26 protein-coding genes are annotated in these 21,725 nt (G+C 64.6%); 11 read left to right on the top strand and 15 right to left on the bottom strand.

Annotated features, from left to right (window positions below; all coding sequences use genetic code 11):
- Positions 1-28: 28 nt before the first annotated feature.
- The 3 genes from N2K98_RS08010 to N2K98_RS08000 all read right to left on the bottom strand — a co-directional run bounded on the left by N2K98_RS08010 (position 29) and on the right by N2K98_RS08000 (position 1,829).
- Positions 29-292: a phosphoribosyl-ATP diphosphatase gene (locus tag N2K98_RS08010; RefSeq protein ID WP_152218540.1), complete on the bottom strand. Its 264-nt coding sequence runs from the start codon at positions 290-292 to the stop codon at positions 29-31.
- A 123-nt stretch (positions 293-415) separates the two neighbouring features.
- Positions 416-1,183: a class I SAM-dependent methyltransferase gene (locus N2K98_RS08005; protein WP_255865628.1), complete on the bottom strand. Its 768-nt coding sequence runs from the start codon at positions 1,181-1,183 to the stop codon at positions 416-418.
- Position 1,184: 1 nt separating this feature from the next.
- The gene (locus N2K98_RS08000) at positions 1,185-1,829 is read right to left on the bottom strand and encodes a hypothetical protein (RefSeq protein ID WP_255865457.1); all 645 of its coding nucleotides are present in this window, start codon (positions 1,827-1,829) and stop codon (positions 1,185-1,187) included.
- Positions 1,830-2,322: 493 nt separating this feature from the next.
- Here N2K98_RS08000 and N2K98_RS07995 point away from each other — a divergent pair, with 493 nt between their 5' ends.
- Positions 2,323-3,117 (top strand): alpha/beta fold hydrolase, encoded by a 795-nt coding sequence (locus tag N2K98_RS07995; RefSeq protein WP_255865456.1) that lies wholly within the window; start codon positions 2,323-2,325, stop codon positions 3,115-3,117.
- Between the two features lie 18 nt (positions 3,118-3,135).
- Here N2K98_RS07995 and N2K98_RS07990 read toward each other — a convergent pair whose 3' ends face one another.
- Positions 3,136-3,675, bottom strand: a complete 540-nt coding sequence (locus N2K98_RS07990; protein WP_255865455.1) for a DUF2231 domain-containing protein — start codon at positions 3,673-3,675, stop codon at positions 3,136-3,138.
- A gap of 185 nt (positions 3,676-3,860) precedes the next feature.
- Here N2K98_RS07990 and N2K98_RS07985 point away from each other — a divergent pair, with 185 nt between their 5' ends.
- Together N2K98_RS07985 and N2K98_RS07980 are read left to right on the top strand one after the other, a co-directional pair.
- Positions 3,861-4,268, top strand: a complete 408-nt coding sequence (locus N2K98_RS07985; RefSeq protein WP_255865454.1) for a YciI family protein — start codon at positions 3,861-3,863, stop codon at positions 4,266-4,268.
- 6 nt (positions 4,269-4,274) lie between these two features.
- Positions 4,275-5,441 carry an RNA polymerase sigma factor gene (locus N2K98_RS07980; protein WP_255865453.1) on the top strand — a complete coding sequence of 389 codons (1,167 nt, stop codon included), beginning with the start codon at positions 4,275-4,277 and terminating at the stop codon, positions 5,439-5,441.
- 39 nt (positions 5,442-5,480) lie between these two features.
- Here N2K98_RS07980 and N2K98_RS07975 read toward each other — a convergent pair whose 3' ends face one another.
- A complete protein-coding gene (locus N2K98_RS07975) occupies positions 5,481-6,122 on the bottom strand; it encodes a hemerythrin domain-containing protein (RefSeq protein WP_255865627.1) in 642 nt (213 codons plus the stop codon).
- A 345-nt stretch (positions 6,123-6,467) separates the two neighbouring features.
- On the opposite strand from N2K98_RS07975, the gene N2K98_RS07970 reads away from it, so the two are divergent.
- Together N2K98_RS07970 and N2K98_RS07965 are read left to right on the top strand one after the other, a co-directional pair.
- Positions 6,468-6,893 carry a hypothetical protein gene (locus N2K98_RS07970; RefSeq protein ID WP_255865452.1) on the top strand — a complete coding sequence of 142 codons (426 nt, stop codon included), beginning with the start codon at positions 6,468-6,470 and terminating at the stop codon, positions 6,891-6,893.
- Between the two features lie 130 nt (positions 6,894-7,023).
- Entirely contained in the window at positions 7,024-7,596 is a 573-nt protein-coding gene (locus N2K98_RS07965) for a hypothetical protein (protein WP_255865451.1), read from the top strand.
- Between the two features lie 29 nt (positions 7,597-7,625).
- Here N2K98_RS07965 and N2K98_RS07960 read toward each other — a convergent pair whose 3' ends face one another.
- From N2K98_RS07960 to N2K98_RS07950, 3 genes are all read right to left on the bottom strand, one after another.
- Positions 7,626-8,132, bottom strand: a complete 507-nt coding sequence (locus N2K98_RS07960; protein WP_255865450.1) for a hypothetical protein — start codon at positions 8,130-8,132, stop codon at positions 7,626-7,628.
- 99 nt (positions 8,133-8,231) lie between these two features.
- Positions 8,232-8,459 carry a helix-turn-helix domain-containing protein gene (locus tag N2K98_RS07955; protein ID WP_255865449.1) on the bottom strand — a complete coding sequence of 76 codons (228 nt, stop codon included), beginning with the start codon at positions 8,457-8,459 and terminating at the stop codon, positions 8,232-8,234.
- Complete coding sequence (locus tag N2K98_RS07950) at positions 8,459-9,085, bottom strand: hypothetical protein (RefSeq protein WP_255865448.1); 627 nt, start codon at positions 9,083-9,085, stop codon at positions 8,459-8,461. Before N2K98_RS07950 ends, N2K98_RS07955 begins: the two co-directional genes overlap by 1 nt.
- A gap of 186 nt (positions 9,086-9,271) precedes the next feature.
- Here N2K98_RS07950 and N2K98_RS07945 point away from each other — a divergent pair, with 186 nt between their 5' ends.
- Positions 9,272-9,577 (top strand): hypothetical protein, encoded by a 306-nt coding sequence (locus tag N2K98_RS07945; protein ID WP_255865447.1) that lies wholly within the window; start codon positions 9,272-9,274, stop codon positions 9,575-9,577.
- Here N2K98_RS07945 and N2K98_RS07940 read toward each other — a convergent pair.
- The 5 genes from N2K98_RS07940 to N2K98_RS07920 form a co-directional block, all read right to left on the bottom strand.
- The gene (locus N2K98_RS07940; RefSeq protein WP_255865446.1) at positions 9,574-10,044 is read right to left on the bottom strand and encodes a hypothetical protein; all 471 of its coding nucleotides are present in this window, start codon (positions 10,042-10,044) and stop codon (positions 9,574-9,576) included. The genes N2K98_RS07945 and N2K98_RS07940 overlap by 4 nt on opposite strands.
- Before the next feature lie 144 nt (positions 10,045-10,188).
- Positions 10,189-10,494, bottom strand: a complete 306-nt coding sequence (locus N2K98_RS07935) for an EthD family reductase (protein ID WP_255865445.1) — start codon at positions 10,492-10,494, stop codon at positions 10,189-10,191.
- Between the two features lie 60 nt (positions 10,495-10,554).
- Positions 10,555-11,994 carry a dihydrolipoyl dehydrogenase family protein gene (locus N2K98_RS07930; RefSeq protein ID WP_255865444.1) on the bottom strand — a complete coding sequence of 480 codons (1,440 nt, stop codon included), beginning with the start codon at positions 11,992-11,994 and terminating at the stop codon, positions 10,555-10,557.
- On the bottom strand, positions 11,991-12,554 hold the full coding sequence (locus N2K98_RS07925) for a hypothetical protein (protein ID WP_255865443.1): 564 nt from the start codon (positions 12,552-12,554) through the stop codon (positions 11,991-11,993). Before N2K98_RS07925 ends, N2K98_RS07930 begins: the two co-directional genes overlap by 4 nt.
- 56 nt (positions 12,555-12,610) lie before the next feature.
- Positions 12,611-13,366, bottom strand: coding sequence for an alpha/beta fold hydrolase (locus tag N2K98_RS07920; protein WP_255865442.1), 756 nt, complete (start codon positions 13,364-13,366; stop codon positions 12,611-12,613).
- A 145-nt stretch (positions 13,367-13,511) separates the two neighbouring features.
- Here N2K98_RS07920 and N2K98_RS07915 point away from each other — a divergent pair, with 145 nt between their 5' ends.
- Positions 13,512-14,084, top strand: coding sequence for a TetR/AcrR family transcriptional regulator (locus N2K98_RS07915; protein ID WP_255865441.1), 573 nt, complete (start codon positions 13,512-13,514; stop codon positions 14,082-14,084).
- Positions 14,085-14,150: 66 nt separating this feature from the next.
- On the opposite strand, the gene N2K98_RS07910 is transcribed toward N2K98_RS07915, so the two are convergent.
- The gene (locus N2K98_RS07910) at positions 14,151-15,233 is read right to left on the bottom strand and encodes an NAD(P)-dependent alcohol dehydrogenase (protein ID WP_255865440.1); all 1,083 of its coding nucleotides are present in this window, start codon (positions 15,231-15,233) and stop codon (positions 14,151-14,153) included.
- Positions 15,234-15,574: 341 nt separating this feature from the next.
- On the opposite strand from N2K98_RS07910, the gene N2K98_RS07905 reads away from it, so the two are divergent.
- Positions 15,575-17,194 carry a carboxylesterase/lipase family protein gene (locus N2K98_RS07905; protein WP_255865439.1) on the top strand — a complete coding sequence of 540 codons (1,620 nt, stop codon included), beginning with the start codon at positions 15,575-15,577 and terminating at the stop codon, positions 17,192-17,194.
- A 10-nt stretch (positions 17,195-17,204) separates the two neighbouring features.
- Complete coding sequence (locus N2K98_RS07900; protein ID WP_255865438.1) at positions 17,205-18,590, top strand: MFS transporter; 1,386 nt, start codon at positions 17,205-17,207, stop codon at positions 18,588-18,590.
- A gap of 54 nt (positions 18,591-18,644) precedes the next feature.
- Here N2K98_RS07900 and N2K98_RS07895 read toward each other — a convergent pair whose 3' ends face one another.
- The gene (locus N2K98_RS07895; RefSeq protein ID WP_255865437.1) at positions 18,645-18,812 is read right to left on the bottom strand and encodes a hypothetical protein; all 168 of its coding nucleotides are present in this window, start codon (positions 18,810-18,812) and stop codon (positions 18,645-18,647) included.
- Between the two features lie 400 nt (positions 18,813-19,212).
- On the opposite strand from N2K98_RS07895, the gene N2K98_RS07890 reads away from it, so the two are divergent.
- Both N2K98_RS07890 and N2K98_RS07885 read left to right on the top strand, forming a co-directional pair.
- Positions 19,213-20,124, top strand: coding sequence for an ABC transporter ATP-binding protein (locus tag N2K98_RS07890; protein WP_255865436.1), 912 nt, complete (start codon positions 19,213-19,215; stop codon positions 20,122-20,124).
- Entirely contained in the window at positions 20,121-21,710 is a 1,590-nt protein-coding gene (locus tag N2K98_RS07885) for an ABC transporter permease (RefSeq protein ID WP_255865435.1), read from the top strand. The genes N2K98_RS07890 and N2K98_RS07885 overlap by 4 nt, the downstream gene beginning before the upstream one ends.
- Positions 21,711-21,725: the final 15 nt, after the last annotated feature.

Raw genomic sequence — 21,725 nt, 5'->3', positions numbered from 1 at the left:
GGGCCACACGCTGAAAGTCAGCGCGCGGCTAGAGATGCTTGTAGACGTCCTGCAGGGTCAGGCCCTTGGCCAGCATCAGGACCTGGAGGTGGTAGAGCAGCTGGGAGATTTCTTCGGCGCATTCGGCATCGGATTCGTATTCGGCGGCCATCCACACTTCGGCGGCCTCCTCAACAACCTTCTTACCGATGCCATGCACTCCCGACTCGAATTCGGCCACGGTGCGTGACCCGGCGGGGCGGTCCTGAACTTTCTGGCTCAGCTCGGCAAAGAGGTCTTCGAAGGTTTTCACACTGCCAAGGGTACGCTGTGGGGCTGGTTGGGGCGGAATCGTGGGGCGGGGTGTGACGGCGGTGCCTGCCATACTGTCCACGGCAGGCACCCGCGAGCCGGCGCCCTCAGACATCAAGCAATTCTAAACCCCAGGTTCGAAGCCCGATCTCACAGCCGAGATGAACAGAAAGCGGGGCAGCATTTCGGGTACATCATTATCCAAAGATGACAAACTTGGCGCTAGAAGTTCGACGATGTTCGTCTCCTCGAAGCCAATGGCGGCAAAAGCTTCCCTATAACTACGAACAGGCCGATGTATGTGCGTGGTAACGAGTTTCGATCTTTCCTCGCTTATAACAAATGGCCCTTCAATAGGAGTCTCAGACCGGCGGTCGAACCAGGGCGCGCTCTCATATCCCCAATATTCAGGCCACAAATCTGGGTTCGCAATGGTTGCGAAGAATCTTCCACCCGGATTCAAGTTTCGAAACGCCGCCCCTAAGAACCCAGCCAGATCGACTACATCCATGAGAACCATATTTGCCACTACGACATCAAAGCCAACACTCATTTCATTATTGAACGCTTCAGCAGTTGCGCATACATAGTTCACATTTGGTGGGGAATGGTGCTGTGTAGCCAACTCTATATTCTTACTACTCGGGTCAACTCCAGTTACCCGAGTAGCCCTTTCGGCCATCATCTCGGTCAGTGTGCCACTTCCGCACCCTAGGTCGAGAACCGATGATTGCACCCCCTCACTAACAGCACGGAGCATCATCGGTGCCAGGATATTCGTGAAACTACTGTCCCTTCCACTGTCGATTTGATCTAAGCGCTGAACGGCAATGGCATCCCATTCACGGACTATATCTTCGTTAGTTTTCCATGAGGCTGGCTTGTAGAGCATTTCATTCACGGCTTTTGGGACTCGAGGACGGTACGCTTGCGTTGGATGCTAAAGCAGGTTTCAGCAAGGTGAGCATATCCTTGGCTAAACCTAGGGCATGATCCGAGGCCTTGGAGTAACGGTGGATTGTGTGAACACCCTCCTTCGTTTGTCCAATCGCCAGTTCTGCGCTGTGGCTTCCTGCATCAATCAGCGTAAAACGTGAAACCATGGCTTCGTCATGCAAGAGTGCCCCGTAGTAAAACACGTCGGCACCCGCGGCTTCCAGATCTCGACTCAAATCAGTTGGACGCTGCATAATTATAGTGAGGTGTTTCGAGGCTGCCTTTTCACGAAGTTCTCCCTTAATGGCCGGAGTAGCCCAAGACATGTCCCTCGTGAAGATCGCGATCGATCCGGAGCCTGCGATTAGATTGTGCATATATTCAGCTATTTTGTGTTTTCGAAGCTCTGGCTTTTGATTTCCAAATACTTTTACTGACCGGCTAAAATCGCGACCATTCAAGACTGCACCAGTTATGGCTACTGCTACTCCAACTACCCCCGTCAACCCAAGATAGTACGATGCCCCGGTCGTCATCGCCCCAACGATGATGCCAATGAACGAAACTGCCGAAACTACATTGGGCCAAATCGCTTTAAGCACTTCAGGTTCCCCCCATTTGTTACCCTTGTCTAAGGGCGCCGCTAGAAATCAAGGTATAGCATACTGGACACTTGCACGTAGCAGCACCTGATCGCTCGCGCCTCATCCGAGGTAAGACTGATTTGCCGGGCTCAAGCGTCGGGACAGTCCCTCCCGTCCAGTGCAGCGGACGAGGCGACTAATGGCACTGGTTTAGAAACGCGGATTAATTACTACGGTCTTACCGGGAGAATCTAGCTGATCGCCAACGTTAGTGGCGCATCGTGGTGAGCTTCGGACTGATTCAGGAGGAGCACCGTTTGCATTTCCAGTCTCATGAAATACAGCGCGGATGGTGGATGCTTTCAAGAAATGATCCCGTTCCTTCGAAGCCTGTATCACATCGATCTCCGCCCAGACAAGCTTGTTGACCGCCGGAATTGCAGGTGAGCTTTCAGCTGCACCGAGGGCTCCGGGGCCATTGCCCCCTGTTAGGCACGACGTATCCTGAGCTATGGAATCCGAGGTCCGGAATCTTCCGCTGCACACCGGCATCACGGCGCCGTGTCTCGTTCAGGGCGACGCCGAAGCGCCACCGGTACTGCTGCTGCACGCATGGGCCGAATCCCGCCGGAGCTTCGACCGGCTACTCCCCGGGCTGGCCGGCTTCCGGATCTATGCCCCGGACCTCCGCGGCCAAGGCGATGCCGACAAACCGCCGGACGGATACTCGCTGGCGGAACAGGTGGCGGATGCCGCGGCGGTTCTGGATGCCCTCGACGTGCCGACGGCGTCGGTCCTTGGCTCCTCAAGCGGCGGCTATGTCGCCCAGCAGCTGGCCGTGGATCACCCCGACCGGGTGGCCGCGCTTGTGCTGGTGGGCGCCCCCTTAACCCTGAAGGGCAGGCCCGGGTTCGCCGACGACGTCGCCGGCCTGACGGATCCGATCGCTGAGGACTGGGTGCGCGGTTTCCTCGCCTCGTTTCCCCTCATCCAAGAGGTTCCCCCGTGGTTCATCGAGGACCGGGTGAGTGACGGCGTCAAGATGCCCGCGCACGCGTGGAAGCTGAGCCTACGCGGCTTATACAAGGCAGCGCCGCCCACCGAAACGGGAACCATCCAGGTTCCCACGCTGATCCTTTGGGGCGGACAGGACGGCCTACTGCCGCGCGCGGACCAGAACACCCTGGCAGCCCGCATTGGGGGCGCAGAACTGAAGATCTATCCCGACGCCGCCCACCTGGTTTTGTGGGAATGCCCGGAAGAGGTCGCAGCCGATACGACGGCGTTCCTGGCTTCTCTCGCTTGAGTCCCGACCGCAAACCCCTCAGGCGTCGGCAGGTACCCGGCGGGCCGTTCCGCGGTTCAGCGCCAAATGCCCGCCCAGGAACCCGGAACCCACCAGAACCGCATTGCCCGCAAGGGCCAGCGCCACACCCAGCCCGTGCCGGCCGCGTGTCCGGGCGATCAGGGACCCGAGGTTGGCAAACACCGCCACATCGGTACCCAGGGCATGCACGGCGCCGATTCGACGCGCGTCGCCCGTCATTCCCGCCCAGTCGCTGGCACCGGCGATAGCGGTGGGCACCGCCGCGGCCAGCCCCGCTCCCACCAGGACGGTCGCACCGTGCCGCGACTGGACTCCACCGGCCAGATCGAGGATGGACGCGCTGCCCCAGCAGCCAAGCGTCAGATCCGTAAGCGGCGGATGGATCGAGTGGCCCAGGACGCCGGTATGGAAGGGGCTTTTCCTTGCCCACTCGAGAACCGGCTTGTAGAGGAACTCCTGCGCGGCGGCGACGTGTTCCGAGACCGGGCTGGCGCCCACGGCACGGGCCAAACGCAACGGCAGCGAAACTTCACTCACGCCTACAGACGCTACGCCCGCCGGGCACAGCTGCAAAGGCTCCGCCGAAACCCGCGCAGACGGCCGCGGAAACGGCCCAGCAATTCCATGTCGAAATCCCCCGGCCCGTTCCGTCCCAGCATTAAGCACAGCCACAATGGCCGTGTCGTTGGGGGAACAGTTGTAGGAGAACAAGGGAGACCGTCATGGCCAAGTATCTGTTGCTCAAGCATTACCGCGGCGCACCCGAAGCGCTCAACAACGTACCGATGGACCAGTGGACACCGGACGAAGTCGCGGCCCACATGCAGTTCATGGCGGACTATGCCGAACGGCTGCAGGCCAACGGCGAATACGTCGAGGGCCAGGCCCTCTCCCCCGAAGGAACCTTCGTACGGTACGACGGCGAGGGCCGGCCCCCGGTGACCGACGGACCGTTCGCGGAAACCAAGGACCTGATCGCCGGCTGGTTCGCCATCGACGTGGAGGGCTATGACCGCGCACTCGAACTGGCCGGAGAACTGTCCGCGGCACCGGCCGCCGGCGGCAAGCCGCTGCACGAGTGGATCGAGGTCCGTCCGTTCCTGGCCCAGCCCGTCACGATCACGGAATAACCACCGGTGGAGGAAAGCCGGCTGCGGGTTCTCACCCCGCAGGTCATTGCCGTCCTCGTCCGCCGCGGAGCCGACTTCGCGGCGGCCGAGGACGCGGTGCAGGACGCCCTGCTCGAAGCCCTGGGCACCTGGCCGGAGCATCCGCCCCGGGACCCGAAGGGCTGGCTGGTCACCGTTGCGTGGCGGAAATTCCTGGATGCCGCCCGCGCGGAGTCGTCCCGCCGTCGTCGTGAACTAAAGGTCGACGGCGAACCCGTGCCCGGCGTCGTCGGCTCCACCGACGACACGCTGCAGCTGTATTTCCTCTGCGCCCACCCGTCACTGTCTCCGTCATCGGCGGTGGCGTTGACCCTGCGCGCCGTGGGCGGGCTGACCACCCGGCAGATCGCCGCCGCGTATCTGGTCGGCGAGGCGACCATGGCGCAGCGGATCAGCCGGGCCAAACGGACCGTGGCCGGCGTCCGCTTCGATACGCCCGGAGATGTCGCCACCGTGCTGCGGGTGCTGTACCTGGTCTTCAACGAGGGCTACTCGGGCGACGTCGACCTCGCCGCCGAAGCCATCCGCCTCACCCGGCAGCTGGCCGCCGCCGTCGACCACCCGGAGGTGCAGGGACTGCTGGCGCTCATGCAGCTGCACCACGCCCGCCGGCCGGCACGGACCGACGACGACCGCCGGCTGGTGCCGCTGGCGCAGCAGGACCGCAGCCGCTGGGATACCCGGCTGATTACGGAAGGGGTGTCCATCCTGCAGCGGGCACTGGCGCGCGACCGGCTGGGTGAATACCAGGCGCAGGCGGCCGTTGCCGCCCTGCACGCGGATGCGCAGACGGCGGAGGAGACCGACTGGCCGCAGATTATCCAGTGGTACGACGAACTGGTCCGGTTCACGGGCAGCCCGGTCGCGAGGCTGAACCGGGCCGTCGCTGTCGGGGAGGCGGACGGGCCGCGTGCCGGCCTGGCTGCCCTGGCGGAACTGGATCCATCGCTCCCCCGGCATACGGCGGCGCGGGCGTACCTGCACGAGAAGAGCGGCGACGTCGAACAGGCCGCACGGCTCTATGCGGAGGCGGCGCTGCTGGCGCCGAACCTGGCCGAACGCGAGCACCTGACCCTGCAGGCCGCGCGGCTGAATGCGGCTGCGCGGCACAGCTCCGGCCAAGCGCACGAATAGGCGGGCCTGGCGGAGGACAGCAGGACGTACGTTACGGGCCTAAAGCGTCTCCGGGATTTTGCGGCCGGGAAAGAGTGTCGAATATTGACGCCGATACATTCGGCGCCCCACGAGGCGGTAGGCAAGTCGGACCGGCGGCGGGATTTCCTTGAAGAAAGCCTTTCGGTCGTCCGGAGGGTTCGTAGCCATCATCATCCCGAGGTAGCCCACCAAAAACTTCTTGTCGAACTGTTCAATCCCGTGCTGACCGACCGCGTCCATTTCCTTTGCACTCAGCACCCTGTCCACGACGGGCATCACCTCAGTGACTTCGCGGCGCAGATGCACTTTAAGCAGAGTTGAGAGGTCCTCATAGCGTTCAGCGAGTTCCTCGCGGGCCGCCTCGTCTGCCGTCTCCATCCAGCGTCTCCGGACAGGTTCGATGTGTTCAAGCCGCTGCCCCACCTGCCGATGCTGTTCCCGCATCTGCGCTACGTGCAGGGCGCACCCCGGTGCCCGGCCCTCCAGCTGGGGATACATGAGCAGGTCCTCGCCCTCGTGGTGGATGTGCAGCACGCTGTCGAAGTTTCCGAGCACTTCCCCAACGTATGCGGCGCGATCCGTATCGCCGATAGGGGTGGACCGCACCAGACCGGGTGCCTCATCGTAGGCCCAAAGGAAAAAACGGTGAACGCGCCGCATTCCGACCGTCCCGGTACAGAGGATGGGCCCCGGCGGCAAGGGAGCCGCGGTCTCGCCCGGTTGAGCTGTAAAGAAGTCAGTCATTTGGATTGCCCCTTACGGGATTATGTAAGACCAAGGGCTCCCCCGCGAACATTTTAAGGTCGTTCGTCAAACGGAACAATGGTTTAATCCAGCGGGGTTGCGGCGAGCTTCAGCGTAGGCCGGTTCCTTTGGTTCCCCTCATGCGCGGGCCCGCCCTTAGCAGGTTTGCTTGTCCCGGCCTGCGTACGTTGAGCCGAAGGGGGGACGGCTTTAAAATAGCGCCATGCTGTCTGGGGGCCCGGACGACTGAAGGATGCACTAATGAAGGCTTTGTTTACCGTTTCGGCAGCACAGCTTGCGCTCGGCCTGGCCGGTCTCCGGAAGGCGCTGCGGGATCGGACCAGCTACGACGTCTGGAAACTCAAGGGCGACCCCAGACACGCAGCACGCGACCAGTGGGTCATGGGAACCAATCTTTCGGCCCCGGGCCTGATGCTGATCCTTCAAGGGCTGGCCACGGCAGGGCTGCTGAGCGACAGGTGGCGCCGCACCGCCGCTAAGGCCCTCGCCATTCTGGGCGCGATAATGAGCGGCGGCTACCCCGCAGAGAAATCTATCCGTCAGGCCTGGCGTGGGAAGTCCCCGGACAAATCACTACTGCCAATGACGGCGGCCGCAACGGCCCTCGCAACGCTGATGGCCGTGCTCGGCCGGAAAGACATGAATCGGCTACCGAAGGCGGGCTGAAGGACAGGCGGCCGGGCTCGACGCCGCGGCACGGGCCCGGCTCCGGCACGCCTCCGGCTAGGCGCATAAACCGGCGGGTCGGTAAAGTTTTGATGGCCAGATTTTCCCCGCACCGAGAGTAAGACCCCACATGAGCAAGCACGCAGCAACCCCCGAAAGCCCCGAACCGACGCCGATCCCGAACCCCGAGCGCACCCTCACCGTGTGGGAGGACGGGGTGCAGCTGGACTTCACCTTCGCCGACTGCATGAAGTACCACGGGCCCGGCTTTCCCGGCGGCGTCGCGCACGCCTTCGCAGCACTCGGCCGGGCGCTGCCGGAACTGGCAGCCCGCACCCCCGGCGGCCGCGTCGAGCGCCGCGAGATCCGGATCCGCACCCCCTTCGGCGGTCCCGGCGCCCGGGATGCCTTCGAACTCGTGACCCGCGCGGTCACCGGAGACCGCTACGCCGTACTGCCGGAACTCGCCCGGCCCGAACGCGGTAACACCCTGGCCCGTTACGTCTTCGAGCTGACCGCCGGGGATGCAACCGTCACCTGCGTGATCCGGAATGAGGGCATCGTCGCGGACGAGTTCATCGAGCTCACAGCGAAGCCGGAGAAGACCGCCTCCGAACTGGCCCACCTGGAAGTCCTCAAGCGCGAAATGCGGGACCGCATCCTCGAGCGCGACCCGGCTCAGGTCTACGACGTCGAAGGCTAGTTTCGACCTGCTGGAAACTGGTCCTTCGCCTAGTGCCGGGGGTATCGAGTATTTGCAGAGGGGTCCGGGTGTTCCTCGCAGATGGAGGCGACAACTTTGGTGCCCGTTTCATCCGGGCTAATCCGGATATTCACCGGCCGCCCGTAGGTGTCGGTGGCCGGTATGTCGTAGGGGTTCAGCGTGGTTTTGCTCTGGACGGTCAGGATGAGCGTCTTGGGATGATCCACTGTGTAGCCGTGTTCCTGCCGCAGCATTTCCGCGATCCTGCCTTTAGCCGCTGATAGTTTCCTCTTGGCTGCAACTCCGGCCTTGATGATCACGGCAAAAGAAGCAATGTAAACGGCCAGAAGAATGATGATCCCCAGCATCAGCAGGTCTTTATAACCCTCAGCCTTAGGGTCACCCATCAATTCGCTGGCGACGATCATTCCACCGATCGATGCGATCGCCAGCACGATTGCCAGCCATGGGGCGGGCACCTTGGGAACGAGGGTTTCGCCCGCCTCTACGCCGGGGATTTCTTTGGCTTTTGACACTTGAGACCTAACGGTAAAAGGCGCACGGAACAATAACTTCAGCAGTAGCAGTGTAACGATACGGCGGCTTCACGGATCAAGGATTAAACCAAAACCGGTTCAAGCGTGAGGGGGAATCACCAAGAGATCCCCGACCTCACAATCCAGCGCATTGCAGATCGCGGTCAGCGTGGAGAACCTGATGGCTTTGGCCCGGTCATTCTTGAGGACCGACAGATTCACGAGGCTGACACCGACCTGCCGGCTCAGTTCCGTCAGCGTCATGCCGCGGGCTTCCAGGAGTTCATCAAGACGGCAGTGGATGTTCGAGGAATCATCCGCCGGCATCAGACCAGGCCATCCGTATCCTGCTCAATCCGGCGTCCGTATTGGAAGACTCCCGCAACCAGTATCAGGACGAGGCTAAGCACCAGCGGCCAGGGGCTCAGCGTGCCTTCAAACAGGACCAGTTCGTCGCCCGTCTGGCGCTCCATCACAACCAGGTCCGCCACGCGGGGCAGCGCGATTCCGTAGAGGCCCTGGCTAAACGTCCCTACCAGCAGCAGGACGATACCGCAGGCCCCGATGATCCTCACGGACACGGCGGTGAACAGGACCGCGCTGCGGAGCCGGTAGGCCAGCAGGAAGACCAGCGCCTGGACGGCGAGCACACCTGCCTGGTGCAGCGCTGAAGAGCAAGCGAGGAGCACTGCGGGACCGGAGGGAAGAGCGGGAACCGTAGCCGTCAGTGTTGTGTAGTGCGCTGTCACTCCGGCCGTCAGCCCGTCCACACTCTGTTCCTGTGCGCTGACCGGAAGCTCCAGCGTCACCGGGCCGGTGAAGTACCCGACGATTTCGGAGATTGAAAAGGCAGTGCTTACAACCGCGGCCAATGCCGCCACAATCATGAATACGGTCGCGTCGGTCCGCGAAACGATTCTCTTTTCCACTGCCGGCGCGCCGGTTCTTTTCATCAGCTTCACGGTTCCCCCATATCGACTGTCGTTAATAACGATTGTCGATAACGTACGCGCGCTGCGGTGCCGGCGTCAATGCCCCCGGCAACCGTCTCACTCTGGCCGCCCCGCCCGGCCGACGCTAGGCTCCTGCACCCTGGGCCCGGGCGGATACGGCAGCCCGCCATCTTCGGAAGGATCGGCATGCGCGTTGTTCGGATGTGGCGCGGCGTTGTCCGCGGCCAAGACCTTGAGGCGTACGTCGAATACGTGCAACAGACAGGAATCGTGGAATACCGCGCCACGGCGGGCAACCTCGGCGCTTGGATTCTCACCCGCAGCCTGGACGAGGGGCGCAGCGAGATTGTCACGGTTTCGCTGTGGGTTTCCCTCGAGGTGATTCGCGCTTTCGCGGGCGACGACGTCGGCCGGGCCGTCTTCTATCCCGAGGACGACCGCTTCCTCCTGGAGCGTGACCGCACCGTGTCGCACTATGAGCTCGCCGGTTAGTCCCGGCGTTCGTGACGGTAGCCGGCAGCCTGAAGCATCAGCAGCGCAAGGGCACCGGCCAGGCCGAAGGGCAGCAGATACACGCCCATCATCTGGAAGTTCATCACCGCAACGTCCTGGGCACTCGTGACTGCACTGCCGCCGCTGTAAATGGCCGACGTTATTTGGAGGTTGCCGGAGAGCCAGATCAGTCCAAGGACAAGCATCATCGCCACAACTGCCCACGCGGCCCAGAGATAGGGGTTAGACCGGCTCCTGGGGGCAGCAGCCGTATCGACGGGCCCTTCAGCAGTGGCGCCGCCACGGTCCGCGTCGCTGAACTCCGCTCCGGTACGGGCGGTAAGACTGGACGCCTGCGGAGGTTCACCGCCGTCGGACACCACTTCCACCCAGTCCGTGCTTTCCCCAGGCATCGGCCGGGAGTAAAGCCGGTAATCAGATTTGCTGATGCTTCGCCGTGTTCCCATGGCCCGAAGCCTACTATGGGCGAGCACTGCCCCTGCTGAGGCGGCGCGCCGAACAGTTGAGCGCCGATGCCCGTGTTCCGGTGAGGGAACACGGGCATCGGTACCAAGCGAATAGGGGGTCAAGGCGGGCAAACCGTGCCCCGCCTAGCTCTCTTCCACCTCCGAGAACAGGGCGATGAAGGTGGTCCCGGTGGCCTTCAGCTGACCGAAGAGGTCCGCGGCCGCAGGTGTTGTTACGGCAGCCGAGGCGTCCTCGTAGCTGTCGAAGTACAGGTCAAGCGTCCGGTGGGCGGGGGTGGGTGAGCCGTTTTCCTTCGGCCAGACCTTGCCGGCCTCGTAACGGCGCAGCTCCGGGAGCTGCTTGGCGCTGTCCGCGATGCCTTTGTAGGCGGTCTCAAACGCTTCGGGGTCGGCGGGGTTGTCGATGACGAACGTGATCTTGGTGGGCATGGTGTTCTTTCCTTTCGGGGGTGGGGGTGGTTGAAGTTTCCGGGCACGTGGGACCGTTGTCTACCGTGCCGCGGTCTCCAGGAGCCGGAGCCAGACTTCACTGATCGTGGGATACGCCGGAACCGCATGCCAAAGCCGGTCGAGCGGTACTTCCCCGGCGATCGCGATGGTTGCCGCGTGCACCAGCTCGGTCACGTCAGGTCCGACGGCGGTGAACCCGACAATCGTGTTGGTGTCCTCATTGATGACGATGCCTGCGCGGCCGGTATAGCCGTCGGCATGCAGTGAGGCGCCGGCAACGGATCCAAGGTCGTATTCCACGGAACGGACCCGGAGCCCGGCGTCGACGGCGCCAGCCAGGGTGAGGCCGGCGGAGGCAATCTCGGGGTCGGTGAAGATGACCTGCGGAACTGCCCGGAGGTCGGCGGTCGCCACATGGCGCCCCCAGGGGAAGTCCTCGACCGGGGCGCCGGTTGCCCGTGCCACAATCGCGTCTCCCGCAGCCCGGGCCTGGTACTTCCCCTGGTGGGTGAGCAGCGCACGACCATTGACGTCGCCCGCGGCGTACAGCCAGCCGCCGTCGGGCACGGTGCCGTCGGGGCCGATCACCCGCAGCGTCTCATCCACGCTCAGCCAGCCACCGGCCGCGAGCCCGAGGTATTCAAGCCCAAGGTCGCCGGTGTTGGGCCTGCGTCCCGTGGCAACCAGGACCTCGTCGGCGTCGATACTCCCGCCGCCGGCCAGGGTTACGTGCACGGTGCCGCGCGCGTCGCGGGTCACCTCGCTCGGGCTTGCGCCGATCAGCACCCGCACTCCAGCGCTTTCCAAGGAGGCGACGACGTGCTCGGCGGCGTACGGCTCGACCCGCGGCAGGACGCCGTCGCGCGCGATGAGCGTCACCGCGGCGCCCAGCGCGCTGAAGGCGGTCGCCATTTCCGTGCCGACGACGCCGCCGCCGATGATCGCGAGCCGCTCCGGGATTTTCTTCACGGACACCGCTTCACGGCTGGTCCACGGGGCGGCGTCCGCCAGTCCCGGGATCGGCGGAAGCGCCGCGCTGGTTCCGGTGGCGACGACGACGGCGTGCCGTGCCGTGATCGTGCTGACCGTGCCGTCCCGGCCGGTGATCTCCACGGTCCGCGGGGCAATGATCCGCCCGTGCCCGCGGACCAGTGTGATGCCGGCCTGTTGGAGCCACGCGACCTGGCCCTCGTCGTTCCAGTTCGAGGCGAACCGGTCCCGGCGGGCCAGCACCGCGTCGACGTCGAGCCTGCCGGTTACTGCCGCGGCGGCACCGGGCAGCTGCCGGACGGCGCGGAGTGCGGCGGCGTCCCGCAGCAGCGCTTTGGTCGGCATGCATGCCCAGTAGGAGCACTCGCCGCCCACCAGCTCGGATTCGACAATCACCGCGCTGAGGCCGCCGGCAACTATCCGGTCCGCAACGTTCTCCCCCACCGGACCGGCGCCGATAACAATAACGTCCGTAACGGTCCCGGTCATCGTGTGCCGGCCTTCGCAAGACGCTGCAGCCGGATCGCGGAGAGAAGGAAGAACACGCCGCCGAGGGTGGCGTATCCCGCGACACCGGTGAGGGCCGCCGATGAGGTGTCGGACATCAGAATGAATCCGGTGCCGGCGAGGGTGGAGATGCCGCCGCTGAGGATCATCGGCCACTGCCCGCCCAGCCGCAGGCGGGAAATGGCAACGGCGAGCTGTACGGCGCCCGCGGTAATAGCCCAGACACCCCAGACAACCAGCACGGCGGGAACCCCCGAGGTGACGGCCACACCGAGGGCGACGGCGGTCAGCAGGCTGAGCGCCATATTCACCAGGAGCAGCGGGCCGGGACGGGTGGCGCGTGAGGCGCGGTGGTCGACGACGGCGGCCGCGACGTCGAACAGCGGGTAGAGGATGAGCAGGGCGATGCTGAAGGGTCCGAGGGTGGAAGCGGTCAGGGCAATGAGGACTGCCCAGACGATGGCGAATCCGAAGCGGACGAAGTACAGCTTCCGAAGGACCGGCGAGATCGCCGGTGGGGTCTGGGTGGTTGATGTGGTCATGACGTTCCGTTCTGTTTGAAGTGTTTGAACGCGGGAAGGGGGTGGCTGGTGAGGGGTCATCGGACGGTTACCGCCGACGTCGCGGCCTGGAGAACGAGACCCGCGACGGTCGAGGGACGACTGACCATGACGGCATGGGAGGCCTCGACCTCTATGACGGCCGCGTCGGTCCGGCGGGCCATCATCCGCTGCACCTCCGGGTCGATGGCCCGATCCGCCGTGGTGACGAGTACATAGGACGGCACGGTGCGGAAGGCTTCCCGGCTGATCGGTTCCGCTACCGCACGGACGTTTGCAGGACGCTGGACGATGCCGAGGACACCTGCCGTGCGCTGGTCGACGTCGGCGGCAAAGGCTGCGCGGAAACCCTCCGGGCTGATGTGCACCTCAGGCCCGCTTGGTGTTTCGACTGTCACCAAGGGCAGCGGGGTCGATGATTGTGCGGCCAGCTGGCCGACCGTCTCCCCCGCGATCGGGATAAATGCCGCGACGTAGACGAGGGCCTGCACGTCGAGGGCACTCGTATCGATGTTCGTGATGACTGCACCGCCGTACGAATGGCCGACGAGCACCACGGGACCCTCGATCGCCGCCAGGTAGCTGGCCAGGTAGGCCGTGTCATGCTCCACGCCGCGCAGCGGGTTCGCAACGGCCCGGACCGGGAATCCTGCGTGCAGGAGTTCGTTGATCACCGGCTCCCAGCTGGAGGAATCGGCCCACGCTCCGTGCACAAGCACGATGGTCGGCAATCCCTGGTTTTCGCCGGCGTCGGAATCAGTAGTGGTCCCCAGTCGAGATGAACTGTTCAACATTTCACATGTCCTTTCGTAGTAGTTGAAGCCGTCCGGCGTCCGTACGGACGGCGGCCGGCCCGTTGGTAGAATGACTAGTCACTCTACTTCGAAGGACTGTAATCTGGATCATGGAGACACGCAAGGGCAACCGGAAGGAAATCTCGTGGCGGAGGCTGTGAAGGTATCGATGAGGGAACGTCTCGTCGAAGCCGCGACTGAGCTGTTCTATGCCGAGGGGCTTCGAGCGGTCAGCGTCGACAAGGTGATCGACCGTGCCGGAACGACGAAAGTGACCTTCTACCGGCATTTCAAAAGCAAGGACGACCTGGTGGTGGCCCATCTGGAACGCCGGGCAAAGATCGAGCGCGAGGGAATCGGCGCTGCAATGGAACACGCCGGCGGGGATACCGACAAAACCTTGCAACTAATCGCGAACCAATTAGGCACTATGTCCTGTGAGCCCGGATTCCGCGGGTGTCCCTTCATCAACGCCGCAGCCGAATACCCGGACCCCGCCAGTGCAGTCCGTAAAACCATCAGGGACCACCGCGAATGGTGCAAGGCCGCGTTCGCTGAAATCGCCCGTCCCCTGGCTCCCGCCGATCCGAAGGCGGCAGCTGAGGATCTGATGCTTCTTCGCGACGGAGCGATGGTTGCCGGCTACCTTGACGACGACGGCGACGCCCTCGCCGCTTCCTTCCTGCGCAGCTGCCGCGCGGTCGTCAACGCCGGCTGACTGCGAGTAGATCCCGGAGCGCCGAAGGCGGCCAGCCGCGAACGTGTGCGGCAGCTCGTTGCCCGCCTAGATCGCCGGAAGTGTCGCCGTGTCGATGACGAAGCGGTACCGTACATCGGACGCGAGCACACGTTCGTAGGCATCGTTGATGGCGTCGGCGGCTATGAGCTCAATTTCGGGTGCGATGCTGTGCTCGGCGCAGAAGTCCAGCATGTCCTGGGTCTCACGGATACTGCCGATACCAGTGCCGGCGAACGAGCGCCGGTTGCTGCACAGCGTGTACACCTGTACCGGCAGTACCTCCGTCGGCGCACCGATGTTCACCATGGTTCCGTCGAGGCCGAGCAGCATGAGGTAGGCATCCACGTCGATCTTCGCACTCACCGTGTTGATGATGAGATCAAAGGTGTTGGCGAGGGTTTCGAATGTAGCCGGGTCGCTCGTGGCGTAGTAGTAGTCAGCACCGAACCGCAGCCCGTCCTCCTGCTTACTAAGCGAGTGCGAGAGAACCGTGGTTTCCGCTCCCATGGCATGTGAAATCTTTACGGCCATGTGACCGAGCCCGCCCATCCCAATGACGGCTACCTTCTTGCCTGGGCCGGCATTCCAGTGCGCCAGTGGTGAATAGGTCGTAATGCCGGCGCACAAGAGGGGCGCGGCCGCTTCGTACGGGATGCTCTGCGGAACACTCAGCACGAAGTCCTCCACCACGACGATATGCGTGGAGTACCCGCCCTGCGTGATGGTGCCGTCGCGGTCCACGGCGCCATAGGTAGCGGTGTTGCCGTTGAGGCAGTACTGCTCTGCACCCGCGCGGCAATTGGCGCATTCACGGCAGGAGTTGACGAGGCACCCCACGCCGACGCGGTCGCCGACTTGGTGCTGCGTGACGTCTGCACCAATCTCGCTGACAACCCCGACGATCTCGTGGCCCACCGTCAACGGGTACTGCACCGGCCCCCAGTCACCCCGGACAGTGTGGATGTCTGAGTGGCAGATCCCCACGTAGGCGATCTCGATAAGTACGTCTTTCGCGCCAACGCTGCGTCGTTCAATCGTGGTAGCGACAAGCGGGTCGGTGGGCGATACCGCGGCGTAGGCACTCACGGTCCGAGTCGGACGAGTCGCGGTCTGAACTGGTGAAACCATGGTGGGCTCCTAAAAACAGACTAGTTTGCTAAGTTGCGTGCCGACGCTTCTCGCCGGCGGTTCAGGACTACGTTCGGCACGGACGCAATTGCCGTCCTGGAGCGTGCAGGCTCCGGATTTGTGAGTCGTGAATCTACTTAGCCCTCAGAGTGTTAGCCAGTGCCCCCGCAGGCGGGGGCACTGGCAGAGCCCCCTTTGCCTACAGCTCCACGCTTTTGCCCATTCCACAACAGGTAAGGGCCCTTATCCCGGAAGTACATATGTATCTAGATGAAACGCTTGATCCGCGCACTTCAACACTCAATACTCGTCCGGACATTCGCCGATGAGTGAGGTACCCAATGATGATTACCAAAAGAGTGCGCGCATGGTCAGCGGCCGGAATAGCGGTTGGCCTGACGGCGACCGGCGCGGCATTTGCCAGCTCCCCCGCCGTGCACGATGCCAACGAAGGCTACCGGGACCACTACCCGGTCGTCTCGACGGACAAGGGAGAGGTGCAGGGGGAAGCGACGTCGATGGTCACCTCCTTCAAAGGCATCCCCTATGCCGCTCCCCCGGTCGACGACCTGCGCTGGAAGGCCCCGGCCGACGTCGAGCCGTGGGAAGGCGTGCTGGACGCCACGCAATTCGGGGGCTCATGCACCCAGGGCACCGGATGGGACCCGGGCTATGACCAGCCCACACTGAACGAGGACTGTCTGTACCTCAACGTGTACCGGCCGAGCGAGCCGTCGTCGAAGAAGCTGCCGGTGTTCGTGTGGAACCACGGTGGTGGCAATGTTGCCGGCGCCGGCCGTGACACCGACCCGAACAAGTTCATCACCAAGAGCGAGGCGGTGTTCGTCACCATCAACTACCGCGTGGGTGCGATGGGCTGGCTCGACACCACCGGGCTGGAAGCGGACAACCCGGACGGTGCGGCAGGCAACTTCGGCCTGCTTGACCAGCAGGCCGCCCTCACCTGGATCCAGGAGAACATCGGAAGGTTCGGCGGTGACGCACGGAATGTCACTCTCGCCGGCCAGTCAGCCGGGGCCTCGAATACCTGCGCACAACTCGCCTCCCCCGGAGCCGACGGCCTCTTTGACCAGGCGATCCTGCAAAGCGGCGGGTGTTCAGCCCGCACACCCCAGGCGGCCCGTGCCTCCGGCGCCCAGTTCGCGGCGGAGATCGGCTGCCCCGATCCGGCAACGGAGCTCGCCTGCCTCCGGGCGAAGTCGCCGGCCGAGGTGCTCGCCGCCCAGACGGCGGTGCGGCAGAGCGGCGCGGTTCACGGCAACGCCGTCCTCCCGTCCGACCCGCTCGAGCTGTTGAAGGCCGGCCGGCTCACGAGGCTTCCGGTGATCGTGGGCGGTACGGCGGATGAGTCGCAGCAGAGCGTCTTCGGTGCCTACGACTACGTTGGCAATCCGATCACCGAAGAGATGCTCGCCGATCTGATCTCCACCACGTATCCGAACGATGCTGCGCAGGTGGCGGCGGCCTACCCTGCCGCCAACTATCCCTCCCCAACGGTGGCGTGGGGAGATGTGCAGAGCGATCAGCGGGCGTGCCGAGACCAGACCCTGCGGGACCGGATGGCCGCCGACACCAGGACATATGCCTACGAGTTTGCGGAGAAGGACGGGCCGGCGTTCACCTCCATCTGGCGGCTCGGCACCGACTACCCGTTCGGCGCCACCCACGTCAATGACCTTGGCTACCTGTGGGATTACCTCGGCACCGCGCTGCCGTTCAGCACCGAACAGGTACAGCTCTCGGACCAGATGATCAGCTACTGGTCCAGCTTCGCCGACGAAGGACGTCCGGATGCGAACTTCGCTCCGGAGTGGCCGCGCTACCGCCCGCAGGGAGAGATGCTGCAATTCGTTGCCCCCAGCGCCCAAGTGGTCAGTCATGCAACGGTCGATGCCGAGCACGGGTGTGAACTGTGGGACCGGGTGAGCCCGGCACCTTAGTATTTCGTTCATGACCAGCGCGGCCAGCAGCCCCTCCGGTACCACCCGGCTGCTGGCCGTCGCTATTCTCGCCACCTTCGTGGCGTTCCTCGACGGGTCCATCGTCACCGTGGCGTTGCCTGCGATCAGCCGGGAACTCGGCGGCGGACTGCCCACCCAGCAGTGGACCGTGAACGCCTACCTGCTCGCCCTGGGGGCGTTCATCCTGCTGGCCGGCTCGCTCTCGGACTCCTTCGGCCGGCTGCGGATCCTGCGGATCGGCATCCTGGGCTTCGGGGCCTCCTCGCTCGCCTGCGCCCTGGCCTGGGCTCCAGGCATCCTGATTCTGGCCCGAGGAATCCAGGGCATTACCGCCGCACTGCTGGTGCCCGGCTCGCTGGCGCTCATTACAACGGCGTACCACGACGCCGCGCGCGCCGCCGCCATCGGCAGGTGGACGGCCTGGACCGGCACGGCCGCGATCATCGGCCCGCTCCTGGGCGGAGTGCTCGTGGACGTGGGAAGTTGGCGGCTGATCTTCGCCGTGAACGTCCTGCCGGTGGCCGCCTGCCTGCTGCTGATGACCGGCCTGCAGGAGAGCAGCGGACGTCGGCGGGCCGCGTTCGACCTGCCCGGCGTCGTACTGGCCGTCGCCGGACTGGCAGGTCCCGTCTATGCACTGATCGAACAGGAGCGGCTCGACTGGGGGCATCCCGCCGTCGTCGTTCCCCTGGCCGCAGGACTGCTGGCCCTGGTGCTGTTCCTGCTGCGCGAGGCACGGGCGCCGGCACCGATGATGCCGCTGTCCCTGTTCCGGGCGCGGAACTTCCGCTACGGCAACGTGGTCACCGCGGGCGCCTACGCGGGGCTCGCGCTGGGAACCTTCGCCGTGACGGTTTTTGTCCAGCAGGCCGCGGGATTCTCCGCGACGGCCGCCGGCTTCACCGCCCTGCCGCTGCCGGTGGCCATGCTGCTGTTGTCCGCCCGCGTGGGCAGGCTGGCCGGGATTTACGGGCCTCGGCTGTTTATGACCGCCGGGCCGGTGATCTGCGGGGCCGGGTTCCTCCTAATGCTCACGGTCCAGCCGCCCCTGGATTTCCTCACCGAGCTGCTGCCCGGGCTGCTGCTGTGCGGACTGGGCCTCGCCCTGATGGTGGCGCCGCTGACCTCCGCGGTGCTCGGCGCGCTGAACGGGGACGACGCCGGCATCGGGTCAGCGGTCAACAACGCCGTGTCGCGGGTAGCCGGCCTGATCGCGATCGCGCTGGCCGGCACCGTGTCCGGCGGCGCCCTGGACTTTCCGGGCTTCCGGCAGACGGTGCTGGTCACCGCGTGCCTCTTCCTGGCGGCCGGGGCGGTCGCGTTCCTGGGAATCCGGAATCCCACGACGGCGGCCCCGCACTCCTCTGGCGGGTGAGACGGAGCGGGTGCGCCGTCGTCGTACTCCGCCTTCACCCGGGCGTGGTGCGAGCTACCCGGTTCGCGGGACCAGCGAGGCAGCTTCGGCGGGCATTTCATCGTCACTGCGGTCCAGGCGCAGGGCCAGCCCGGTGCAGGCACCGAACACGGCGCCGCCTGCAGCAACTGGGAGGGCCACATCGATGGCGGCCAGTGCTCCGCTGGCAAGGGATCCGGCCATGAGGCCCAGCAGTCCCAAGGTGCGTGTTCCGGCATTGTCCGGGGCAGGGCCAGCGCCAGGAAGCTTCTCCGTGAGTGCTGGCCTCGATCATGTCGTGCCTGGATGATCTGTGTTCGACTCATCACCGCTTCCTCCCGCTGGTCCTGCCGCGGATGCGAGCTGTGTCCAATCCTTCCTTGGTGCGTTCGACGATCCATTGCCTGGCATTATGGCCCGGTCTTCCGGCTCGTATATAGGAGTTGCAGCGGTAAGTGGCACGGTTTTCTTAGGTGCATGCCCAATGAGGAGTCTTTCTCGCCGTGATCCGGGCATGGACCCTCCGGAACTACCTGCGGCGATCCCCACTATGGTGGATTTGCCAGCACACTAGCTGTAGGGATGCCTAGAGAACGGGGAGGCTATGAGCGCGGAGTTGGTCATCAGTGTTCAGGGGCTGGAGAAGGCTTTCGGGAGATTCCAGGCTCTGAACGGGCTGGACCTACAGGTTCAGCGTGGGCAGGTGCACGGTTTTCTTGGGCCAAACGGTGCAGGGAAGTCAACAACTATCCGCGTGCTCTTGGGGCTGTTGAAGGCCGACGCCGGAGACCTGCATGTCCTGGGAAAGGATCCGTGGCGGGAGGCCGTGCCGCTGCACCGGCGGCTTGCCTATGTGCCGGGCGATGTCGCGTTATGGCCGGGCATGACCGGCGGCGAGGCCATCGACCTGCTGGGATCGCTCCGCGGCGGGCTGGACGAGGGGCGGCGGGCGGAACTGATCCAGCGGTTTGAACTGGATCCCGCGAAGCGGGGCCGCCAGTACTCCAAGGGTAACCGGCAAAAGGTAGCCATCGTCGCCGCCCTGGCCTCCGACGTCGAGCTCCTGATCCTCGACGAGCCAACCAGCGGTCTGGACCCGCTGATGGAGAACGTCTTCCAGGAAGTGATCGGTGAGGCAAAGCAACGGGGCACCACGGTGCTGCTCAGCAGCCACATCCTCGCCGAAGTCGAAACCCTCACGGACCGGGTGAGCATTATCCGGGACGGACGGATCGTGGAGGAAGGCACACTGGCCCAGCTTCGCGGGCATACCACCGCCGCCGTCCACGCCACTCTGGAACGTGACCCACAGCCCGGCCAGCTGGCCGCATTCACGGACGTGCACCTGGACGGCGGCAGACTCACGGCCGTGGTGGAGTCCGCACGGGTGGGTGAGGCAATGGCAGCACTCACCCCGTTCGGCATCACATCGCTGACCGTTGAACCGCCCTCGCTGGAGAGCCTCTTCCTGCGGCTGTATGACGATGACACCCCCTCCACACGGGCGCGCCCATGAGCAACGCCCTGACAGGTACCCGGCCCCTGCTGCGTGCTACTGTCCGGTTCGACGGACGTAGCTTAGTACCGTGGATCCTGATCGCGACGGCGCTCTCTGCGTCCTCCGTGCTCGTCTACCCATGGGTCTTCCCCACCCAGCAGGACCGCCTCGGACTAGCCCTTGCCATTGGCTCCAACCCGGCACTGGGCCTGATCTTCGGGCCGGCCTACGATCTGAGCACCGACGACGGTTTCAACGCTTGGCGCAGCCTCGCCCTGGGCGGTTTCCTCGCCGCACTCGGATCGATTTTCACCGTCACCCGGTCCAGCCGGGGCCAGGAGGACTCCGGACAGGCGGAGCTTCTGGCATCCGGTGTACTGGGCCGGAGCAGCCGTCTGCTGGCGGGAGTGAGTCTGGCCCTGATCGGCTCGGTGGCTCTGGGAGGCGTCGCCGGAGTCGTCACTGCCTGGTGCGGCGGCGGCTGGAATGCGTCCCTGCTGCTGGGAGCAACGTTCACTGCCACCGGTTGGATGTTCGCGGCGGTCGCCGCGGTGACCGCGCAGCTAGGATCCGATGCGCGGACGGCGAACTCGCTGGCCGTGGGTACCTTCGGCGCGCTGTTCCTGCTGCGCGGCTTCCTGTATTCGGTGGAGGCACCGGACTGGACGTCCTGGATAAATCCGTTGAGTTGGATGACGGAAACCCGGCCGGCCAGCGGCAGCCACTGGTGGCCGCTGCTCCCCGCAATGGCTCTCACCCTGGTCCTGCTCGGTATAGCGTTCCTGCTGCAGTCGCGGCGCGACTTCGGACAGGGGGCAATCGCCCCCGGACCAGGCCCCGCCCGGGGCAGGGTTGGAACTCCGTGGAGCCTGGCGGTCCGGCTGAACCGCGGCCCGCTGCTGACGTGGACCGTTGCATTCCTGATTATCGGGGTGGTCTTCGGGTTTTTTGCCCGTTCCTTTAAGGACATCCTGAGCGGTGACAGCGCAGCCGCCTCGGTTCTCGCATCCGGTGCAGCCACGCCGGATGCCCTCGCGCCGGCCTTCCTGGTGACGATCCTGAGCCTGGTCGGTATTCTCGCCGCCATTCCCGGCGTGCAGATTCTGCAGAAGGTGCGGATCGAGGAACTGGAGGGCCGGCTGGAACCCGTTCTGGCCGCCGCCGTTCCGCGCTCCCGTTACTTCACGGCAAACGTCATGCTCGCATTGGCCACACCAACCATCTACCTGCTTCTCGCTGGAGCCATCATCACGGCGCTGGCCTCTGGGGACCTGGGCATCGACGCCGGCAAGGTTCTGCTGCAGGCCGTGGTGACGGTTCCGGCCGTATGGACGGCCACCGCCGTTTCGGTGGCGGTCGTCGGTGCGCGGCCGCAGGTGCTAATCGCGTCCTGGGCTGGTGTGTTTATTTCCTTCGTGCTCACGTTGCTGGGCCCGACGTTCAGGCTCTGGGACTCGGTACTGGCGATCAGTCCGTTCTGGCACGTTCCCAACGTTTCCGTCGACGACGCCGGGTGGGGCGGGTTGGTGGGAATCTCCGCCGTCACCGCTGTGTTCCTGCTGATCGGTTTCACTGGTTTTCGCCGTCGCGACCTCGATGGGTAGCCATCCGTCGCCGAC

The organism is Arthrobacter jinronghuae (assembly GCF_025244825.1).
Taxonomy (GTDB): Bacteria; Actinomycetota; Actinomycetes; order Actinomycetales; family Micrococcaceae; genus Arthrobacter_B; species Arthrobacter_B jinronghuae.
The sequence above is the reverse complement of the archived record's forward strand: the minus strand, read 5'-3'. Positions and strand labels throughout refer to the sequence as shown.

Excerpts from the sequence above, each read along its gene's own strand:
- N2K98_RS07945 (WP_255865447.1), top strand. The coding sequence starts at position 9,272 with ATGCGCGTTGTTCGGATGTGGCGCGGCGTTGTCCGCGGCCAAGACCTT.
- N2K98_RS07965 (WP_255865451.1), top strand. The coding sequence starts at position 7,024 with ATGAGCAAGCACGCAGCAACCCCCGAAAGCCCCGAACCGACGCCGATC.
- N2K98_RS07970 (WP_255865452.1), top strand. The coding sequence starts at position 6,468 with ATGAAGGCTTTGTTTACCGTTTCGGCAGCACAGCTTGCGCTCGGCCTG.
- N2K98_RS07925 (WP_255865443.1), bottom strand. The coding sequence starts at position 12,554 with ATGACCACATCAACCACCCAGACCCCACCGGCGATCTCGCCGGTCCTT.
- N2K98_RS08005 (WP_255865628.1), bottom strand. The coding sequence starts at position 1,183 with ATGCTCTACAAGCCAGCCTCATGGAAAACTAACGAAGATATAGTCCGT.
- N2K98_RS07890 (WP_255865436.1), top strand. The coding sequence starts at position 19,213 with ATGAGCGCGGAGTTGGTCATCAGTGTTCAGGGGCTGGAGAAGGCTTTC.
- N2K98_RS07940 (WP_255865446.1), bottom strand. The coding sequence starts at position 10,044 with ATGGGAACACGGCGAAGCATCAGCAAATCTGATTACCGGCTTTACTCC.
- N2K98_RS07885 (WP_255865435.1), top strand. The coding sequence starts at position 20,121 with ATGAGCAACGCCCTGACAGGTACCCGGCCCCTGCTGCGTGCTACTGTC.
- N2K98_RS07900 (WP_255865438.1), top strand. The coding sequence starts at position 17,205 with ATGACCAGCGCGGCCAGCAGCCCCTCCGGTACCACCCGGCTGCTGGCC.
- N2K98_RS07895 (WP_255865437.1), bottom strand. The coding sequence starts at position 18,812 with ATGGCCGGATCCCTTGCCAGCGGAGCACTGGCCGCCATCGATGTGGCC.
- N2K98_RS07995 (WP_255865456.1), top strand. The coding sequence starts at position 2,323 with ATGGAATCCGAGGTCCGGAATCTTCCGCTGCACACCGGCATCACGGCG.
- N2K98_RS07910 (WP_255865440.1), bottom strand. The coding sequence starts at position 15,233 with ATGGTTTCACCAGTTCAGACCGCGACTCGTCCGACTCGGACCGTGAGT.
- N2K98_RS07955 (WP_255865449.1), bottom strand. The coding sequence starts at position 8,459 with ATGCCGGCGGATGATTCCTCGAACATCCACTGCCGTCTTGATGAACTC.
- N2K98_RS07935 (WP_255865445.1), bottom strand. The coding sequence starts at position 10,494 with ATGCCCACCAAGATCACGTTCGTCATCGACAACCCCGCCGACCCCGAA.
- N2K98_RS07920 (WP_255865442.1), bottom strand. The coding sequence starts at position 13,366 with ATGTTGAACAGTTCATCTCGACTGGGGACCACTACTGATTCCGACGCC.
- N2K98_RS07975 (WP_255865627.1), bottom strand. The coding sequence starts at position 6,122 with ATGCGGCGCGTTCACCGTTTTTTCCTTTGGGCCTACGATGAGGCACCC.
- N2K98_RS07930 (WP_255865444.1), bottom strand. The coding sequence starts at position 11,994 with ATGACCGGGACCGTTACGGACGTTATTGTTATCGGCGCCGGTCCGGTG.
- N2K98_RS07950 (WP_255865448.1), bottom strand. The coding sequence starts at position 9,085 with ATGAAAAGAACCGGCGCGCCGGCAGTGGAAAAGAGAATCGTTTCGCGG.
- N2K98_RS07985 (WP_255865454.1), top strand. The coding sequence starts at position 3,861 with ATGGCCAAGTATCTGTTGCTCAAGCATTACCGCGGCGCACCCGAAGCG.
- N2K98_RS07905 (WP_255865439.1), top strand. The coding sequence starts at position 15,575 with ATGATGATTACCAAAAGAGTGCGCGCATGGTCAGCGGCCGGAATAGCG.